The organism is Streptomyces sp. NPDC052225 (assembly GCF_040679615.1).
Lineage (GTDB): Bacteria > Actinomycetota > Actinomycetes > Streptomycetales > Streptomycetaceae > Streptomyces.
This window is the reverse complement of record NZ_JBFAVD010000035.1, coordinates 30091-43412: the sequence shown is the minus strand read 5'-3', so window position 1 is coordinate 43412 and position 13322 is coordinate 30091. Positions and strand designations below refer to the sequence as shown.

The following is a 13322-nucleotide window of genomic DNA, read 5'->3' as shown; positions in this document are numbered from 1 at the left end:
TCCGGAGGTCGTATTACGTTAAATATCTCGCATCAAAGGCTGCGCCGGGCCTGTGTTTCGCCCAAGATCCCACCGAGTCGGTCGATGTCGGTCACCGGGGCGTCGCACACGAAGTGACGGCAGACGTACGCGGTTTCACGCCCCTCGACGCGCGGCCGGTCGGCGAGCAGCGGCAGTTCGTCGCTGCCCTCCGCGCCCGCGGCGACCACGGCGCCGGGCGCGGTCCCGGTGAGCGCGGCGTGGTGCATCCGCCCGCCGATCTCGCCGACGACGGCGACCTCGCGCGGTCCGTCGAGCAGCGCCTCGGCGACCGCGAGGCCGTTGCCGATGAAGCGCGGCGCGCGCGGTCCGAGCGCCTTGACGACGCCCAACGCCCGTTCGGCGGCGGTCCGGTGGGCCTCCGACCCGGTCTGCGCGGCGTACGAGAGCAGGGCGCCGGCCGCCGCGGTCCATCCGGAGGGCGTGGCGTTGTCCGTCGGGTCCTGCGGCCGCCTGATCAGCTTCTCGGCGTCGCTCGCGGTGTCGTACAGCGCCCCGCTCTCCCGGTCCACGAACAGGTCGAGCACGTGGTCCAGCAGGAAGCCGGCGAACTCCAGCCAGACCCCTTCGCCGGTGACGGACGCGAGCGCCAGGAACCCTTCGGCGACGTCCGCGTAGTCCTCCAGCACTCCGGCGTTGGCGCCGAGTTGGCCGTCCTTGCTGGTACGGGAGATGCGGGCGTGCGTGTCCATGTGGAGCCGGACGAGGAGGTCGCCCGCGCACACGGCGGCGTCCACGAGGTCCTGGCGGCCGAAGTAGGCGCCGGTCTCGGCGAGCGCGGCGATCGCCAGGCCGTTCCAGGCGGCGACGACCTTGTCGTCACGGCCGGGCGCGGGCCGTGCGTCCCGGGCGGTGCGCAGGCCGTCCCGGATCCGGGCGATCTGCGCGGCGTCGAACACCTCGTCACTCTGCGGCAGTTGAAGAACCGAGGCTCCCTCTTCGAAGGTTCCCTCCTCGGTCACACCGAAGTACCGGGCGGCGACAGCCCCGTCCTCGGTACCGAGCACGTCGTTCAACTGCGCGGGCGTCCATACGTAGTACGCGCCCTCGACATGCTTCCCGCTCGCGGGGTCCTCACTGTCGGCGTCGAGCGCGGACGCGAACCCGCCCTCGTTCGTGCGCAGTTCGCGCACCATGAAGTCGGCGGTCTCCAATGCGACCCGCTTGGCGAGCTCCGAGCCGGTCGACCTCCACAGATGCGCGTAGGCCCGGCACAGCAGCGCGTTGTCGTACAGCATCTTCTCGAAGTGCGGCACCGTGAACTCGCGGTCCACGCTGTAGCGCGCGAAGCCGCCGCCGAGCTGGTCGTAGATCCCGCCGCGCGCCATCCGCTCGCACGTGTCGGCGGCCATCTGGAGCGCGCCCTCGGCGCCGGTGCGGGCGTGGTGGCGCAGCAGGAACTCGATGACCATGGACGGCGGGAACTTGGGCGCGCCGCCGAACCCGCCGTGCGTGGCGTCGTACTCGCGCACGAGCCCGAGCAGCGCCTGTCCCAGCTCCTCCTCGCCGGGCACCTGCGTGTCCCCGTACGGCAGTTCGCGAGCGGCCAGATCGGCGGTGATCTTCCCGGCGACCTCGGTGACCTCGCCGCGCCGGTCGGTCCAGGCGCTGTGCACGCCGTCCAGGACCTGGGTGAAGGAGGGCATGCCGTGGCGGGGCTCCGGCGGGAAGTACGTGCCGAAGTAGAACGGCTCGGCGTCCGGCGTCAGGAACACGGTCATGGGCCAGCCGCCCTGGCCGGTGGCGGCCTGCACGGCCTCCATGTAGACGGCGTCGACGTCGGGGCGCTCCTCGCGGTCGACCTTGATGTTCACGAACTTCTCGTTGAGGACGGCGGCGGTGGCGTCGTCCTCGAAGGACTCGTGCGCCATAACATGGCACCAGTGGCAGCTGGAGTACCCGACACTGAGCAGCACCGGCACCCCCCGCCGCCGCGCCTCCTCGAAGGCCTCGGCCGACCAGGGCCACCAGTCCACCGGGTTGTCGGCGTGCTGGAGGAGGTAGGGGGACGTCTCTTGGGCCAGTCGGTTCGGCATACCGTCCATCCTCGCTCATGCCTGTCACAGTCGCGTCTTTGATCGCCGAGCCCCTCGCGCCTTCACCCCATACGCAGGACACTTGACCCGGAACTGACGCCACCGGAGGGGGACCGAAGATGCGAGACAGCCATCGGGCGGAGGCCGAGCGGCTGTTGGCCCGGGCCGTGGAGGAAGAGGTCAGGCGGTCGGGCGGGCGTACGGACGGCGGGGTGCTGCTCTCGCGGGCGCGGGGCGCACTGGACGCCATGGGGCAGACGGCCGCGGAGGAGTACGCCGCGTACAGCCGGGCCCTGGACGAGGCCGAGGCCGGGCAGATGACGTTCCGGGAGCGGTTCGCGAAGGAGGGCGGGTCGACTCCCTTGCAGGTGGCGGGGGTTGGCGCCGTCACCGCCGTGCTCGCCGACCTGGCGCTGGGCACCGGGGCCGGGATCGCCATGGGGACGGGCGCCGCGGTGGCGGTGCTCGGGGCCTCCGCGACGTTCGTGAAGGTGGCCGCCTCGCACGTACCGGCGGCGAGCCGCAGCGCGGGCGCGCTGAGCCAGCCGGGCGGGCCCGAGCAACTGCGCCTTCAGTGGCTGACCGCCCTGGAGGTGCGGGGCATCCGGCCGTTCCTCGACCAGCAGCGCGTGCTCGCCGCGACGACGGGCGCCGGGGGCGCGAAGAAGCCGACGCCGCAGTTGCGCCGCACCGACAAGAGCGCGGCGGCCCGGCGGCGGAACGTCCTTGAGCAGTCGTTCGGCCAACTGCCCGCGCCGGAGGGCCCGTTCGCCGGGCGGCGCGAGGCCATGTCGCGGATCGCGCAGTGGGTGCACGCGGCGCGGGCCAGTACGGAGACCCGGCCGACGGTCGTGGTCCTGCACGGGGCGCCGGGGTCCGGGCGCACCACGCTGGCGGTGCGGGCGGCGCACGAGCTGCGGGACCAGTTCCGCGGGGCGTGCGTGGTGGACCTGCGCGGGGACCGGGCCGACGCGCCGCCGCTGACGACGCGCGAGGCGCTGCTCCACCTCCTCAACCGGCTCGGGGCGCCGCGCGAGCAGCTCCTCTTCCGGGAGCGCTCCTCGCCGGAGCAGCAGGTCAAGCGGCTGAGCGAGCTCTACCACCAGCATCTGACGGGGCTGCCGGTCACCATCGTCCTCGACGACGCGCAGGACGCGCAGCAGGTCCGCACGCTCATCCCCGAGCGCTCCGACAGCCTCGTCGTCGTCACCGCGCGCAAGCCGCTGACGCTGCCCGACGACACCCCGGCGTGGGTGCACCACCTGCCGGTGGAGGCGCTGGACGAGGCCGGCGCGGAGGAGCTGCTCCGCGAGGCGGCCGAGGACACCAGCGGCCCCTACGACGCCGAGTCGTCCGAAGCAGTACGGGAGTTGTGCGGCGGCCTGCCGCTGGCGCTGCGCGTCGCCGGGTCGGCCATCGGCCCGCGCACGACCCGCCGGCTCGCCGCCGACCTGAGCGCGTACGGGCCCGTGGAGCCGGTCGAACGGGTGCTGTGGCTGCGCTACACCGACCAGTCCGAGCAGGGCCGCCGCCTCCTGCGCCGGCTCGCGCTCGCCGGACGGGCCTCGCTGGGCGCGGCCGCTGCGGCGGCGCTGCTCGCCACCGACGAGCAGGAGGCGACCCGCCAGCTGACCGCCCTGTCCCGCGCGGGCCTCATCGACCACGTCCGCGGCAGCCGCTACCGCCTGCACGACCTCGTGCGCACCTTCGCGCAGGCCCGCCTCGCCGACGAGGAGGAGCCCGCCGAGCGCACGGCCGCGCAGGAGCGCCTCATCCAGAACTACGCGGACCTCGCCGACTCCGTGATCCGTCTCGTCGACGGCAACATGTCGACGCGGGCCGGACAGATGGGCCCGCACGGCTTCACGTCCCTGGACGCGGCACTGCGCTGGCTGGACGACGAGTCGAGCTTCATCACGGCGGCGCTGCGCCACGCGGAGGGCGTCAACCAGAACGCGGTCCTCGGCCTGCTCGGCGCCCTGTGCGACTACTGCCTGCTGCGCGGCGACCTCTACCGCCTGGGCGAGATCAGCGAGTTGACGCAGGCCATCGACCAGGGTCTGCTGGTGCGCTCGGTCCAGTGGCGCACCGGCATCGCGGCCCGCCAGCTCGGCGAACTCGACCAGGCGCGCACCACCCTGTCCTCGGTGGTCGACCTCTACCGCGAGGCCCACCACCAGGCGGGCGAGGCCCGCGCCCTGTGCTCGCTCGGCATCACCCTGCACCACCAGGGCCAACTCACCGAAGCCGCGGCCAAGTTGAGGGAGGCCCTCGACCTCCAGACGACGCCGGAGACCAAGGGCGACCGCGGCTGGACGCTGCACGCCCTCGCGGCCGTCGAGCGCGACCGTGCCCACGTGCGCGCATCGCTCGCGCTGCTCACCGACGCGCTCGCCCTGCACCGCGAGAACGAGTCGCTGCACGGCGAGGCGTGGGCGCACTTCCAGCTCGGGCAGCTGTGCCTGCGGATGGGTGATGTGCCGCGCGCGGACGAGGAGTTGAGGTCCGCGCTCGATCTGTACGGGCGCACCCGCGACGCCCGCGGCGAGGCGTGGGCGCTCACCCAGCTGGCCCGCGCCCGGCTCGTCGACGGTGACCCGTCGACGGCGGTGGACGGCCTGCGCCAGGCCGCCTCCCGGCACCGCGACAACGAGGACGCGCGCGGCGAGGCCTGGTCGTACTACTACCTGGGCCAGGCCCTGGAGGAGACCGGCAACCTCGACCAGGCGGTGCGCGAGCTGGAGCGTTCCCGCACGATGTTCTCCCGGATGCGCGACGTGTACGGCCTGGCCTGCGCCCGGCACCACTCGGCCCGCGTCACCCGCGACCAGCGCGCCGCGCAGACCGGCTCGCTGCGCAACTCCGGCTTCGCCCGCCAGCTCCTCGTCGACGCCCGCGCCGACTTCCAGCGGATCGGCGTCGCGCACGGCGAGGCGTGGACGTGCCTGGAGCTCGCGGTCGTCGACGCGGGCAACGCCCGCCTCCAGCAGGCCGTCGCCCTGTGCGAGGAAGCGGCGTCGCTCTTCTCCTCGTACGGGGACCGCCGCGGCGAGGACTGGGCGGTCTTCCTGCGCTGCACGCTGCTCCCGTACGCGTCCCCGGGCGGCTCGGAGGTGGGCGCGGCCGTCGCCCAGGAGGAGCTGACCCAGCTCGCCCGCACCCCGAACCCCACCCGCGACGGCAAGCTCGACGACTACGTGGAGGCGTACGGGCTGCTCCTGGAGCGGGGCGTGGACCTGGACGCGGGCTGGCAGGCCTGGCGCCTCGGCATGGTCCCGGACCGGCATGCGCGGGACGTGATGGGGGTGGTGGTCGGCGAGACGGCCTAGCCCTTGGAGGCCCGGTACTGGAGGTGCAGCACCCGGTCCCCCTGGATCACCACGTGCGGGTCCTCCAGGAGGTGCTGCCCCTCGGTGGCGCCGAAGTAGCGCTTGCCGGAGCCGAAGACGACGGGGACGACGTCCATCGCCACGATGTCGACGAGGCCGAGGGCGAAGGCCTGGCCGCCGATGTCCCCGGCGGTGATCGCCACGGACCGTCCTGCCGCGAGGTCCTTCGCGGTGGCGACGGCCTCGGCCACGTCACCGGCGAAGTGGTAGTGCGCGGCCTCGGGGTGCCAGTCGGCGGGCCGGGGCCGGTGCGAGACCACGACGACGTGCTCGCCGGCCGGCGGCTTCGCGTCCCAGCCGTTGGTGATGTCGAACAGGTGCCGGCCCATGATCGTCACGCCGAGGCTGTCCCACATCGGCCGGGTGTAGTCGGCGGACGCCTCGGAGATCCGGAACCCGCCTCCGTCGCCGAGCGGCACATCGCCGTTGCCGTACCAGTCGAACAGCGGTCCCACCTGGTCCTGGGCGTCGGCGATGAACCCGTCGACGGAGACGACGGCGTGCATGAGGACGGGGCTCGTAGAGGTCATACCTGTACGACCCCGCGCACCCGCGAAACTCATCGCCGCGCGGGTGCGGGACTCTCCGCCGAGCGGCCGGCGACGGCCGCGATCCGTGCCGCGGCGCCGGAGCCCGCAGAGCAGAGTCCGACCGGCACCCGCCGGCCGGACCGGCGGTCGCCGTGGCCGGTCGTCGCAGCGTCAGGCCGACGTACGCACCTCGTCCGACTCCGCGTCCGCCTCGTCGGCGGAGCCCTTCTCCTTGAAGTCGACCTTGCCCATGTGCCGGTTCATCGACTTCATCAGGCCCCAGACGGCGAGCGCCATCACGGCGAAGACGATGAACCCGAGCACACCCGGGGTCACCTTGTTCTCGTCGACCTCCTGGGCGGCAAGAGGGACGAGATGGGTCATTGCCAGATTCGCAGTCACATCAGGCATTGTGACGGACGCCCGCGAAGAGGTCGTCCTCGGGGAGGGAGGTATCGACGAGCGACTTCGCGAGCTCGTACTCCTCGGTGGGCCACACGGCCTTCTGGATCTCCAGCGGCACCCGGAACCAGCCGCCGTCCGGGTCGATCTGCGTGGCGTGTGCGATCAGGGCCTTGTCGCGGATCTCGAAGAACTCGGCGCACGGAACATGCGTGGTCAGCGTGCGCTCGACCCGCCCGAACTCGTCCCACCGCTTCAGCCAGTCCTCGTACGGCGACTCCATGCCGCGCGAGATGAGCGCCTCGTGCAGCGCCTCGGTGCGCGGCCGGTTGAAGCCCTGGTTGTAGTAGAGCTTCGACGGCTGGAAGACCGGGCCGAACTCGTCCTCGGGGTACTTCTCCGCGTCGGCCGCTCCGTCGAACGCCACCATCGTGATCTTGTGGGTCATGATGTGGTCGGGGTGCGGGTAGCCGCCGTTCTCGTCGTACGTCGTGATGACCTGCGGACGGAACGAACGGATCTGCTTCACGAGGCGGCCGGCCGCGTAGTCGACGTCCTCCAGGGCGAAGCAGCCTTCGGGCAGCGGCGGCAGCGGGTCGCCCTCGGGCAGGCCGGAGTCGACGAAGCCCAGCCAGTCCTGCTTGACGCCGAGGATCTCGCGGGCCTCCTCCATCTCCTTCCTGCGCACCTCGTGGATGTGCTCCTCGATGTACTTGTCGCCCTGGAGCTTCGGGTTGAGGATCGAGCCGCGCTCGCCTCCCGTGCAGGTCACGACATGCACATCCACCCCCTCGGACACGTACTTGGCCATGGTGGCCGCGCCCTTGGACGATTCATCGTCGGGGTGGGCGTGAACGGCCATCAGTCGCAGCTGCTCAGTCAAGACAAGATCCTCAAGAGATAAGGCGCCCTGGTGTTTTTCGGCGCAATGGGCGCTTCTATAGTGACCGAACCGGGGGGCGGAAAATTCCGGTGCCCGGATGTTGGCGGGCGACGCGAGAGGAACTGGCCGATGAGCGCCGTGCAGCAGCTGCCCGAGGGCCGGTACGGGTCGTCGCGCTCGGCCGACGCCCGCGCCGACCGGAAGCTGAAGATCGCCGCGATCGTGCTGGGCGCCCTGTTCGCCGCGCTGATGGTCTGGTTCGGCTGGTACTACGTCGCCGGGAACAAGTTCAGCGGCGAGGTCATCGCCTTCAAGGCCTACGACGACAACGTCAAGGTCCATCTGGAGATCCGCAAGGACACCGGCGCGAGCGGCTACTGCACGATCCGCTCGCAGGACGCGGACGGCGCCGAGGTCGGCCGCGCCGACTTCCGCTTCGACCAGCACAAGGACCGCATCGACAAGGTCGTCACGCTGCGTACGGCGGGCGGCAAGGGCACGACGGCCGAGCTCGTCGGTTGTCACTCCGACTGAGTCCCTCCGGCTCCCGCCGACTCCGGCCGGCTCGGTCCAGGCCGGGTTTGCTGGCGTTGACCTGCGTCGACGTAAAACTGATGCCTTATGTCCTCCCCCTTTGACCCGTGAATTGTTAGGCTCGTGGTTTCGCCCACCCGAGGGGGAACATCCTTCTGGGTAGGGCGATGCTTTGTATTCCCAGTACCTACGAGGAGCGACCTGTGACCCAGACCAGCGAAGACGTCACCTGGCTGACGCAGGAGGCGTACACCAAGCTCAAGGACGAGCTGGCGTACCTGTCTGGTCCCGCGCGCGAGGAAGTCACGCAGAAGATTGCGGCGGCGCGCGAGGAGGGCGACCTGCGCGAGAACGGCGGGTACCACGCGGCCAAGGAGGAGCAGGGCAAGCAGGAGCTCCGCATCCGCCAGCTGACCCAGCTCCTGGAGCGCGCGAAGGTCGGTGAGGCCCCGGCCGCGACCGGCGTGGTCGCGCCCGGCATGGTCGTCACGATCGCTTTCGACGGCGACGAGGACGACACCATGGAGTTCCTGCTCGCCTCCCGCGAGTACGCGAGCTCCGACATCGAGACGTACTCGCCGCAGTCGCCCCTGGGCACGGGCGTGAACGGCAAGAAGGTCGGGGAGGACGCCGAGTACGAGCTGCCGAACGGCAAGTTCGCCTCGGTGAAGATCCTCAAGGCGGAGCCGTACGGCGGCTGACGCCCGGGTGACACATGAAGCGGGGCCCCGGATCACATCCGGGGCCCCGCTTCATGTGCGGAGGGGTCCGGCTCAGGCCGCGGCGGAGCGGTACTTGCGGACCGCGAGCGTGCGGAAGAGCAGGATGATCAGCACCGAGTAGATCACCGACGCCCAGACCGCGTGCTGCATCGGCCAGGCCGGTGAGTTCGAGACGCCGGGGTTGCCGAACAGCTCGCGGCATGCCTGCACGGTGGCGCTGAACGGATTCCAGTCCGCCACGTGGCGCAGCCAGGGGGTCATCTTGCTGGAGTCCACGAACGCGTTCGACACGAAGGTGACCGGGAAGAGCCAGATCAGGCCGCCGGAGGTCGCCGCCTCCGGGGTGCGCACGGACAGGCCGATGAGCGCGCCGACCCAGGTGAACGCGTACCCCAGCAGGAGCAGCAGGCCGAAGGCGCCGAGCGCCTTCCAGATGCCCTCGTGGATCCGCCAGCCGACCAGGAGCGCGACGATCGCGAGGACCAGCAGGGTCAGCGCCGTCTGCACCAGGTCGGCGATGGTGCGGCCGGTGAGGACCGCGCCGCGCGCCATGGGCAGCGAACGGAACCGGTCGATGAGCCCCTTGTGCATGTCGTCGGCGATGCCCGCGCCGGCGCCCGCCGTGGCGAAGGTGACGGTCTGCGCGAAGATGCCGGCCATCAGGAAGTTGCGGTAGTCGACCGGGTCCGTGGAGTTCCCGACGACCATCGAGCCGCCGAACACGTAGCTGAACAGCACCACGAACATGATCGGCTGGATCAGGCCGAAGATGACCATCTCGGGGATCCGCGTCATGCGGATCAGATTGCGCTTGGCGACGACCAGGGAGTCCCGGATCGACTGGCCGATGCCGCCCGCGGGGCGCGGCGCGGTCGTGGTGACGGCGGTCATGTCACGGCCCCCTTCTTCTCGGCCTTGCCGGACTTGGCGGACTTGCCGGCCTTGGCGGCCTCGTCGGTCTCGTCGGCCTCTTCGGCGAGGTGGCCGGTCAGGGAGATGAACACGTCGTCGAGGGTCGGGCGGCGCAGGCCGATGTCGTCGATCTCGATGCCGCGGGTGTCGAGCTCGCGGATCACCTCGGCGAGCAGCTTCGCGCCGCCGGAGACCGGCACCGTCAGCTTCCTGGTGTGCTGCTCGGCGGCGACCTCGCCCTTGCCGAAGCCGCGCAGGACCTCGGCGGCGGGGTCGAGGTGCTCGCGCTCGTGCACGACGACCTCGACGCGCTCGCCGCCGGTCTGGGCCTTGAGCTGGTCGGAGGTGCCGCGGGCGATGACGCGGCCGTGGTCGACGACGCAGATGTCGTGGGCGAGGTGGTCGGCCTCTTCGAGGTACTGGGTGGTCAGGAGCAGGGTCGTGCCGCCGGCCACCAGCTCCTGGATGACCTCCCACAGCTGCTGCCGGTTGCGCGGGTCGAGGCCGGTGGTCGGCTCGTCCATGAACATGACGGGCGGCGAGACGACGAGGGCGGCCGCGAGGTCGAGGCGGCGGCGCATGCCGCCCGAGTACGTCTTGGAGGGCCGGTCGGCGGCGTCCGCGAGGTTGAACCGCTCCAGGAGCTCGCCCGCGCGGGCCTTCGCCTCCTTGGCCCGCATCTGGTAGAGCTGGCCGACCATCTGGAGGTTCTCCCGGCCGGTCAGGTATTCGTCGACGGCGGCGAACTGGCCGGACAGGCCGATCGAGCGCCGCACTTCGTTCGGCTGCTTCAGTACGTCGATGCCCGCGACGACCGCCTTGCCGCTGTCCGGCGTGAGCAGGGTCGTCAGGCAGCGCACCGCGGTCGTCTTGCCCGCTCCGTTCGGCCCGAGCAGTCCGAGGACGGTGCCTTCCGGTACGTCGAGATCGACGCCGTCCAGAGCCCGTACGTCGCCGAAGGTCTTCACCAGACCTTCGGCGTAGATGGCGCCTGGCATGTCGCTCCCCCAAGGGTGGATGTTCCTGTGATCCGGTCCCGCGCGTTCCTTATGTGGAGAAAGTCTAGATTTGCCGTGCCACACCCGCCCGCTGTCGAGTGACGCGCGCCACACGCTATCGCGATGTATCGCGTCGCTTCAACGGGTTTTCCGTGATTCAGCCGATGACGGTGTAGCCCGCCTCGCGCAGGGCGGCGCCGACCTCGGCGCAGTGCGCGGGCCCCTTCGTCTCCAGGTGCAGCTCGACCTCCGCCTCCGTGAGCCCGAGGCGCGGATCGGTGCGGACGTGACTCACGTCCAGGACGTTGGCATCGGCGACCGACAGCACCCCGAGGAGCGTGGCCAGGGCGCCGGGGCGGTCGGTCAGGCGCAGGCGCAGGGAGAGGTAGCGGCCGGCGGCGGCCATGCCGTGGGTGAGGACGCGCTGCATCAGGAGCGGGTCCACGTTGCCCCCGGAGAGCAGGGCGACGACCGGACCCTCGAAGGACTCCGGCTCGCTCAGGAGCGCCGCCACGGGGCTCGCCCCGGCCGGTTCGACGACCAGCTTGGCGCGCTCCAGGCAGAGCAGCAGGGCGCTGGACAGGGCGTCCTCCGACACCGTACGGACGTCGTCGACGAGGTCGCGGACGAGCGTGAACGGGACGTCGCCGGGGCGGCCCACCTTGATGCCGTCGGCCATCGTCGCCGGGGCCGGGATCGCCACCGGGTGCCCGGCCGTCAGGGAGGGCGGGTACGCGGCCGCGCCCGCCGCCTGCACGCCGATGACCCGCACGTCGGGGCGGAGCGCCTTGACCGCGACGGCGATGCCCGCCGCGAGACCGCCGCCGCCGACGCCCACGACGATGGTGCGCACCTCCGGGCACTGCTCCAGGATCTCCAGGCCGAGCGTGCCCTGGCCGGCGACGATGTCCGGGTGGTCGAAGGGGTGGATGAACACGGCGCCGGTCCGCTCGGCGTACTCCTGGGCGGCGGCGAGGGTCTCGTCGACGACCTGTCCGTGCAGCCGCACCTCGGCGCCGTAGTCGCGGGTCGCGGCGACCTTCGGCAGGGGCGCGCCGACCGGCATGAACACCGTGGAGCGCACGCCCAGGAGCGAGGAGGCGAGGGCCACTCCTTGCGCGTGGTTGCCCGCGCTGGCCGCGACGACCCCGGCCGCGCGCTCCTCGGGCAGCAGCCCCGCGATCCGCACGTAGGCGCCGCGCAGCTTGAAGGATCCGGTCCGCTGGAGGTTCTCGCACTTGAGGTGCACGGGGGTGCCGACCAGCTGTGACAGGTGGTGACTGTGCTGCAGGGCGGTCACCTTGGCCACGCCGGAGAGCATCTTCTGGGCGCCTCGTACGTCGTCGAGCGTCACCGTGGGCGCCTTGGCGGGCAAGTAGTCAGACGCGCTGTAGCTCATGACCGAAGTCTCGCAGCTCACGGCATACGTCTCCTGGGATGTTCACGCTCCGAGACCGGATTGCGCAGCGCAGGTACGGCCAGCGCTTTCGCCGCGTACCCTGTGCCCCAATCCAGTGCAATCCACCACCCACGCATGAAGTGAGCACCCGGCCATGCCCACACCACAGGAAACGATGGACATGACGACCGTCGGCGACTCCGGCCTCCTCGACACGCTGCAGCACGAGGTGGCGGTCTTCGCCCGTCGCGCCGAACAGACCCGCCTCGGCGGGGTAGGGCAGGTGCGCAACTCGATGGACCGGGCGGCATACCTGCTGCTCAACCGCCTCGACAAGGAAGGCCCCATGGGCGTCAAGGCGCTCGCGTCGAGCATGGGCATCGACTCCTCGACGGTGACCCGCCAGGTCGCCCCGCTGGTCGACACGGGTCTCGTCAAGCGCACCTCGCACCCGGAGGACGGGCGTGCGGTGGTGCTCCAGCTGTCGCCGCGCGGTCTCGCGCGCCTCGACGAGGTCCGCTCGTCCAGGCGAGAGCTGATGGCGCAGTTGACGCAGGAGTGGGAGCCGCAGGAGCGCGAGCAGTTCTGCGCGCTCCTCACGCGCTTCAACTCGGCGCTCTCGGCACGCCAGAGCGGCCAGCCCGCTCCGTCGCCCGAGGACTGACGCCTCACGCGTCCCCCGTACGACCAGTGCGGCTCCCGCCTCTTGACCGGGGGGCCGCGGCTGGCCTCATATGAAGCGTGCGCGAACGGCAGGCGTCGAGGAACGCCCGCCGGGCCCGTGAGTTCGAGGCGTTCGTCGCGGGCGCGGCCGGGCGGCTGCTGCATGCCGCGACCCTGCTGACCGCCGAGCCCCCGGACGACAATCCGCGCGCGCAGCGGCTGCTGACGGCCGCCCTCGCCCGTACGTATGCCTCCTGGGACCGTCTTCGGGGCGAGGATCCCTACGACTGCGCCCGTAAGGAACTGGCCGTCCGCTTCGCGCACGGCATGTGGCTTCCGTATCAACACCACGACCGCGGCGGCGTGCTGGGGCATCTGACCGCGCAGGAGCGTCTCGTCCTCGTCCTGCGTCTCTTCGAGGGCATCGGCGAGGAGCAGGCCGCGGCCCTGCTCGGGCTCCCCACGGAGCGGGTCCGCGCCGTGCATCTGCGCGCGATGGCCCTCGTCCTGCACCCGCCGCGCGGCCCCGCGCCGGCCGAACTCCAGGGGGCGAGTCCCGCATGAGTCTTCAGGAGCGCAAGGAGGCGACGGTACGGGCCGTGCTCGACGCCGCGCCGCCGCCGGTGGTGCCGGCCGAGCTGTGCGCCGAGGCGATGCGCAGGGGCGGCCGGGTGCTGCGGCGCCGGCTGCTCGTACGGCGGCTGCTGTGGTGCGTGCTGTGCCTGGCGGTGGTGGCGTTCCTCGTGTGGGCGACGATGGCGCGCCCGTGGGTGGAGCCGCCGTCGACGACGACTCCACCGATGACCGGCTGGTGA

The 13322-nt window shown here is 71.6% G+C and carries 13 protein-coding genes; 6 read left to right on the top strand and 7 right to left on the bottom strand.

What is annotated here, in order from left to right; all coding sequences use genetic code 11:
• Positions 1-32: 32 nt before the first annotated feature.
• Positions 33-2075 carry a thioredoxin domain-containing protein gene (locus AB0L37_RS34130; protein ID WP_365514505.1) on the bottom strand — a complete coding sequence of 681 codons (2043 nt, stop codon included), beginning with the start codon at positions 2073-2075 and terminating at the stop codon, positions 33-35.
• Positions 2076-2194: 119 nt separating this feature from the next.
• Here AB0L37_RS34130 and AB0L37_RS34125 point away from each other — a divergent pair, with 119 nt between their 5' ends.
• Positions 2195-5404, top strand: a complete 3210-nt coding sequence (locus AB0L37_RS34125) for a tetratricopeptide repeat protein (RefSeq protein ID WP_365514502.1) — start codon at positions 2195-2197, stop codon at positions 5402-5404.
• On the opposite strand, the gene AB0L37_RS34120 is transcribed toward AB0L37_RS34125, so the two are convergent.
• From AB0L37_RS34120 to mca, 3 genes are all read right to left on the bottom strand, one after another.
• The gene (locus AB0L37_RS34120; RefSeq protein ID WP_365514499.1) at positions 5401-5994 is read right to left on the bottom strand and encodes a dihydrofolate reductase; all 594 of its coding nucleotides are present in this window, start codon (positions 5992-5994) and stop codon (positions 5401-5403) included. The genes AB0L37_RS34125 and AB0L37_RS34120 overlap by 4 nt on opposite strands.
• Before the next feature lie 171 nt (positions 5995-6165).
• Positions 6166-6405: a hypothetical protein gene (locus tag AB0L37_RS34115; RefSeq protein WP_365514496.1), complete on the bottom strand. Its 240-nt coding sequence runs from the start codon at positions 6403-6405 to the stop codon at positions 6166-6168.
• Complete coding sequence (gene mca, locus AB0L37_RS34110; RefSeq protein WP_365514493.1) at positions 6398-7279, bottom strand: mycothiol conjugate amidase Mca; 882 nt, start codon at positions 7277-7279, stop codon at positions 6398-6400. The genes AB0L37_RS34115 and mca overlap by 8 nt, the downstream gene beginning before the upstream one ends.
• A 129-nt stretch (positions 7280-7408) precedes the next feature.
• Between mca and AB0L37_RS34105 the strand changes: the two genes are divergently transcribed.
• Together AB0L37_RS34105 and greA are read left to right on the top strand one after the other, a co-directional pair.
• On the top strand, positions 7409-7813 hold the full coding sequence (locus tag AB0L37_RS34105; RefSeq protein ID WP_365514490.1) for a DUF4307 domain-containing protein: 405 nt from the start codon (positions 7409-7411) through the stop codon (positions 7811-7813).
• Between the two features lie 203 nt (positions 7814-8016).
• A complete protein-coding gene (greA, locus tag AB0L37_RS34100) occupies positions 8017-8514 on the top strand; it encodes a transcription elongation factor GreA (RefSeq protein ID WP_365514487.1) in 498 nt (165 codons plus the stop codon).
• A gap of 72 nt (positions 8515-8586) precedes the next feature.
• Here the strand turns inward: greA and AB0L37_RS34095 are convergent, their stop codons facing one another.
• The 3 genes from AB0L37_RS34095 to ilvA all read right to left on the bottom strand — a co-directional run bounded on the left by AB0L37_RS34095 (position 8587) and on the right by ilvA (position 11844).
• Entirely contained in the window at positions 8587-9426 is an 840-nt protein-coding gene (locus AB0L37_RS34095) for an ABC transporter permease (protein ID WP_365514485.1), read from the bottom strand.
• Positions 9423-10445, bottom strand: coding sequence for an ATP-binding cassette domain-containing protein (locus AB0L37_RS34090; RefSeq protein ID WP_365514482.1), 1023 nt, complete (start codon positions 10443-10445; stop codon positions 9423-9425). The genes AB0L37_RS34095 and AB0L37_RS34090 overlap by 4 nt, the downstream gene beginning before the upstream one ends.
• 157 nt (positions 10446-10602) lie before the next feature.
• On the bottom strand, positions 10603-11844 hold the full coding sequence (gene ilvA / locus AB0L37_RS34085; protein ID WP_365514479.1) for a threonine ammonia-lyase: 1242 nt from the start codon (positions 11842-11844) through the stop codon (positions 10603-10605).
• A gap of 175 nt (positions 11845-12019) precedes the next feature.
• Here ilvA and AB0L37_RS34080 point away from each other — a divergent pair, with 175 nt between their 5' ends.
• The 3 genes from AB0L37_RS34080 to AB0L37_RS34070 all read left to right on the top strand — a co-directional run bounded on the left by AB0L37_RS34080 (position 12020) and on the right by AB0L37_RS34070 (position 13322).
• Entirely contained in the window at positions 12020-12508 is a 489-nt protein-coding gene (locus AB0L37_RS34080) for a MarR family transcriptional regulator (RefSeq protein ID WP_365514568.1), read from the top strand.
• A 77-nt stretch (positions 12509-12585) separates the two neighbouring features.
• A complete protein-coding gene (locus AB0L37_RS34075) occupies positions 12586-13071 on the top strand; it encodes a sigma factor-like helix-turn-helix DNA-binding protein (RefSeq protein ID WP_365514476.1) in 486 nt (161 codons plus the stop codon).
• Complete coding sequence (locus AB0L37_RS34070; protein WP_365514473.1) at positions 13068-13322, top strand: hypothetical protein; 255 nt, start codon at positions 13068-13070, stop codon at positions 13320-13322. Before AB0L37_RS34075 ends, AB0L37_RS34070 begins: the two co-directional genes overlap by 4 nt.

Excerpts from the sequence above, each read along its gene's own strand:
- AB0L37_RS34130 (WP_365514505.1), bottom strand. The coding sequence starts at position 2,075 with ATGCCGAACCGACTGGCCCAAGAGACGTCCCCCTACCTCCTCCAGCAC.
- AB0L37_RS34090 (WP_365514482.1), bottom strand. The coding sequence starts at position 10,445 with ATGCCAGGCGCCATCTACGCCGAAGGTCTGGTGAAGACCTTCGGCGAC.
- AB0L37_RS34105 (WP_365514490.1), top strand. The coding sequence starts at position 7,409 with ATGAGCGCCGTGCAGCAGCTGCCCGAGGGCCGGTACGGGTCGTCGCGC.
- AB0L37_RS34070 (WP_365514473.1), top strand. The coding sequence starts at position 13,068 with ATGAGTCTTCAGGAGCGCAAGGAGGCGACGGTACGGGCCGTGCTCGAC.
- AB0L37_RS34095 (WP_365514485.1), bottom strand. The coding sequence starts at position 9,426 with ATGACCGCCGTCACCACGACCGCGCCGCGCCCCGCGGGCGGCATCGGC.
- AB0L37_RS34080 (WP_365514568.1), top strand. The coding sequence starts at position 12,020 with ATGGACATGACGACCGTCGGCGACTCCGGCCTCCTCGACACGCTGCAG.
- AB0L37_RS34120 (WP_365514499.1), bottom strand. The coding sequence starts at position 5,994 with ATGACCTCTACGAGCCCCGTCCTCATGCACGCCGTCGTCTCCGTCGAC.
- AB0L37_RS34115 (WP_365514496.1), bottom strand. The coding sequence starts at position 6,405 with ATGCCTGATGTGACTGCGAATCTGGCAATGACCCATCTCGTCCCTCTT.
- AB0L37_RS34125 (WP_365514502.1), top strand. The coding sequence starts at position 2,195 with ATGCGAGACAGCCATCGGGCGGAGGCCGAGCGGCTGTTGGCCCGGGCC.
- ilvA (WP_365514479.1), bottom strand. The coding sequence starts at position 11,844 with ATGAGCTACAGCGCGTCTGACTACTTGCCCGCCAAGGCGCCCACGGTG.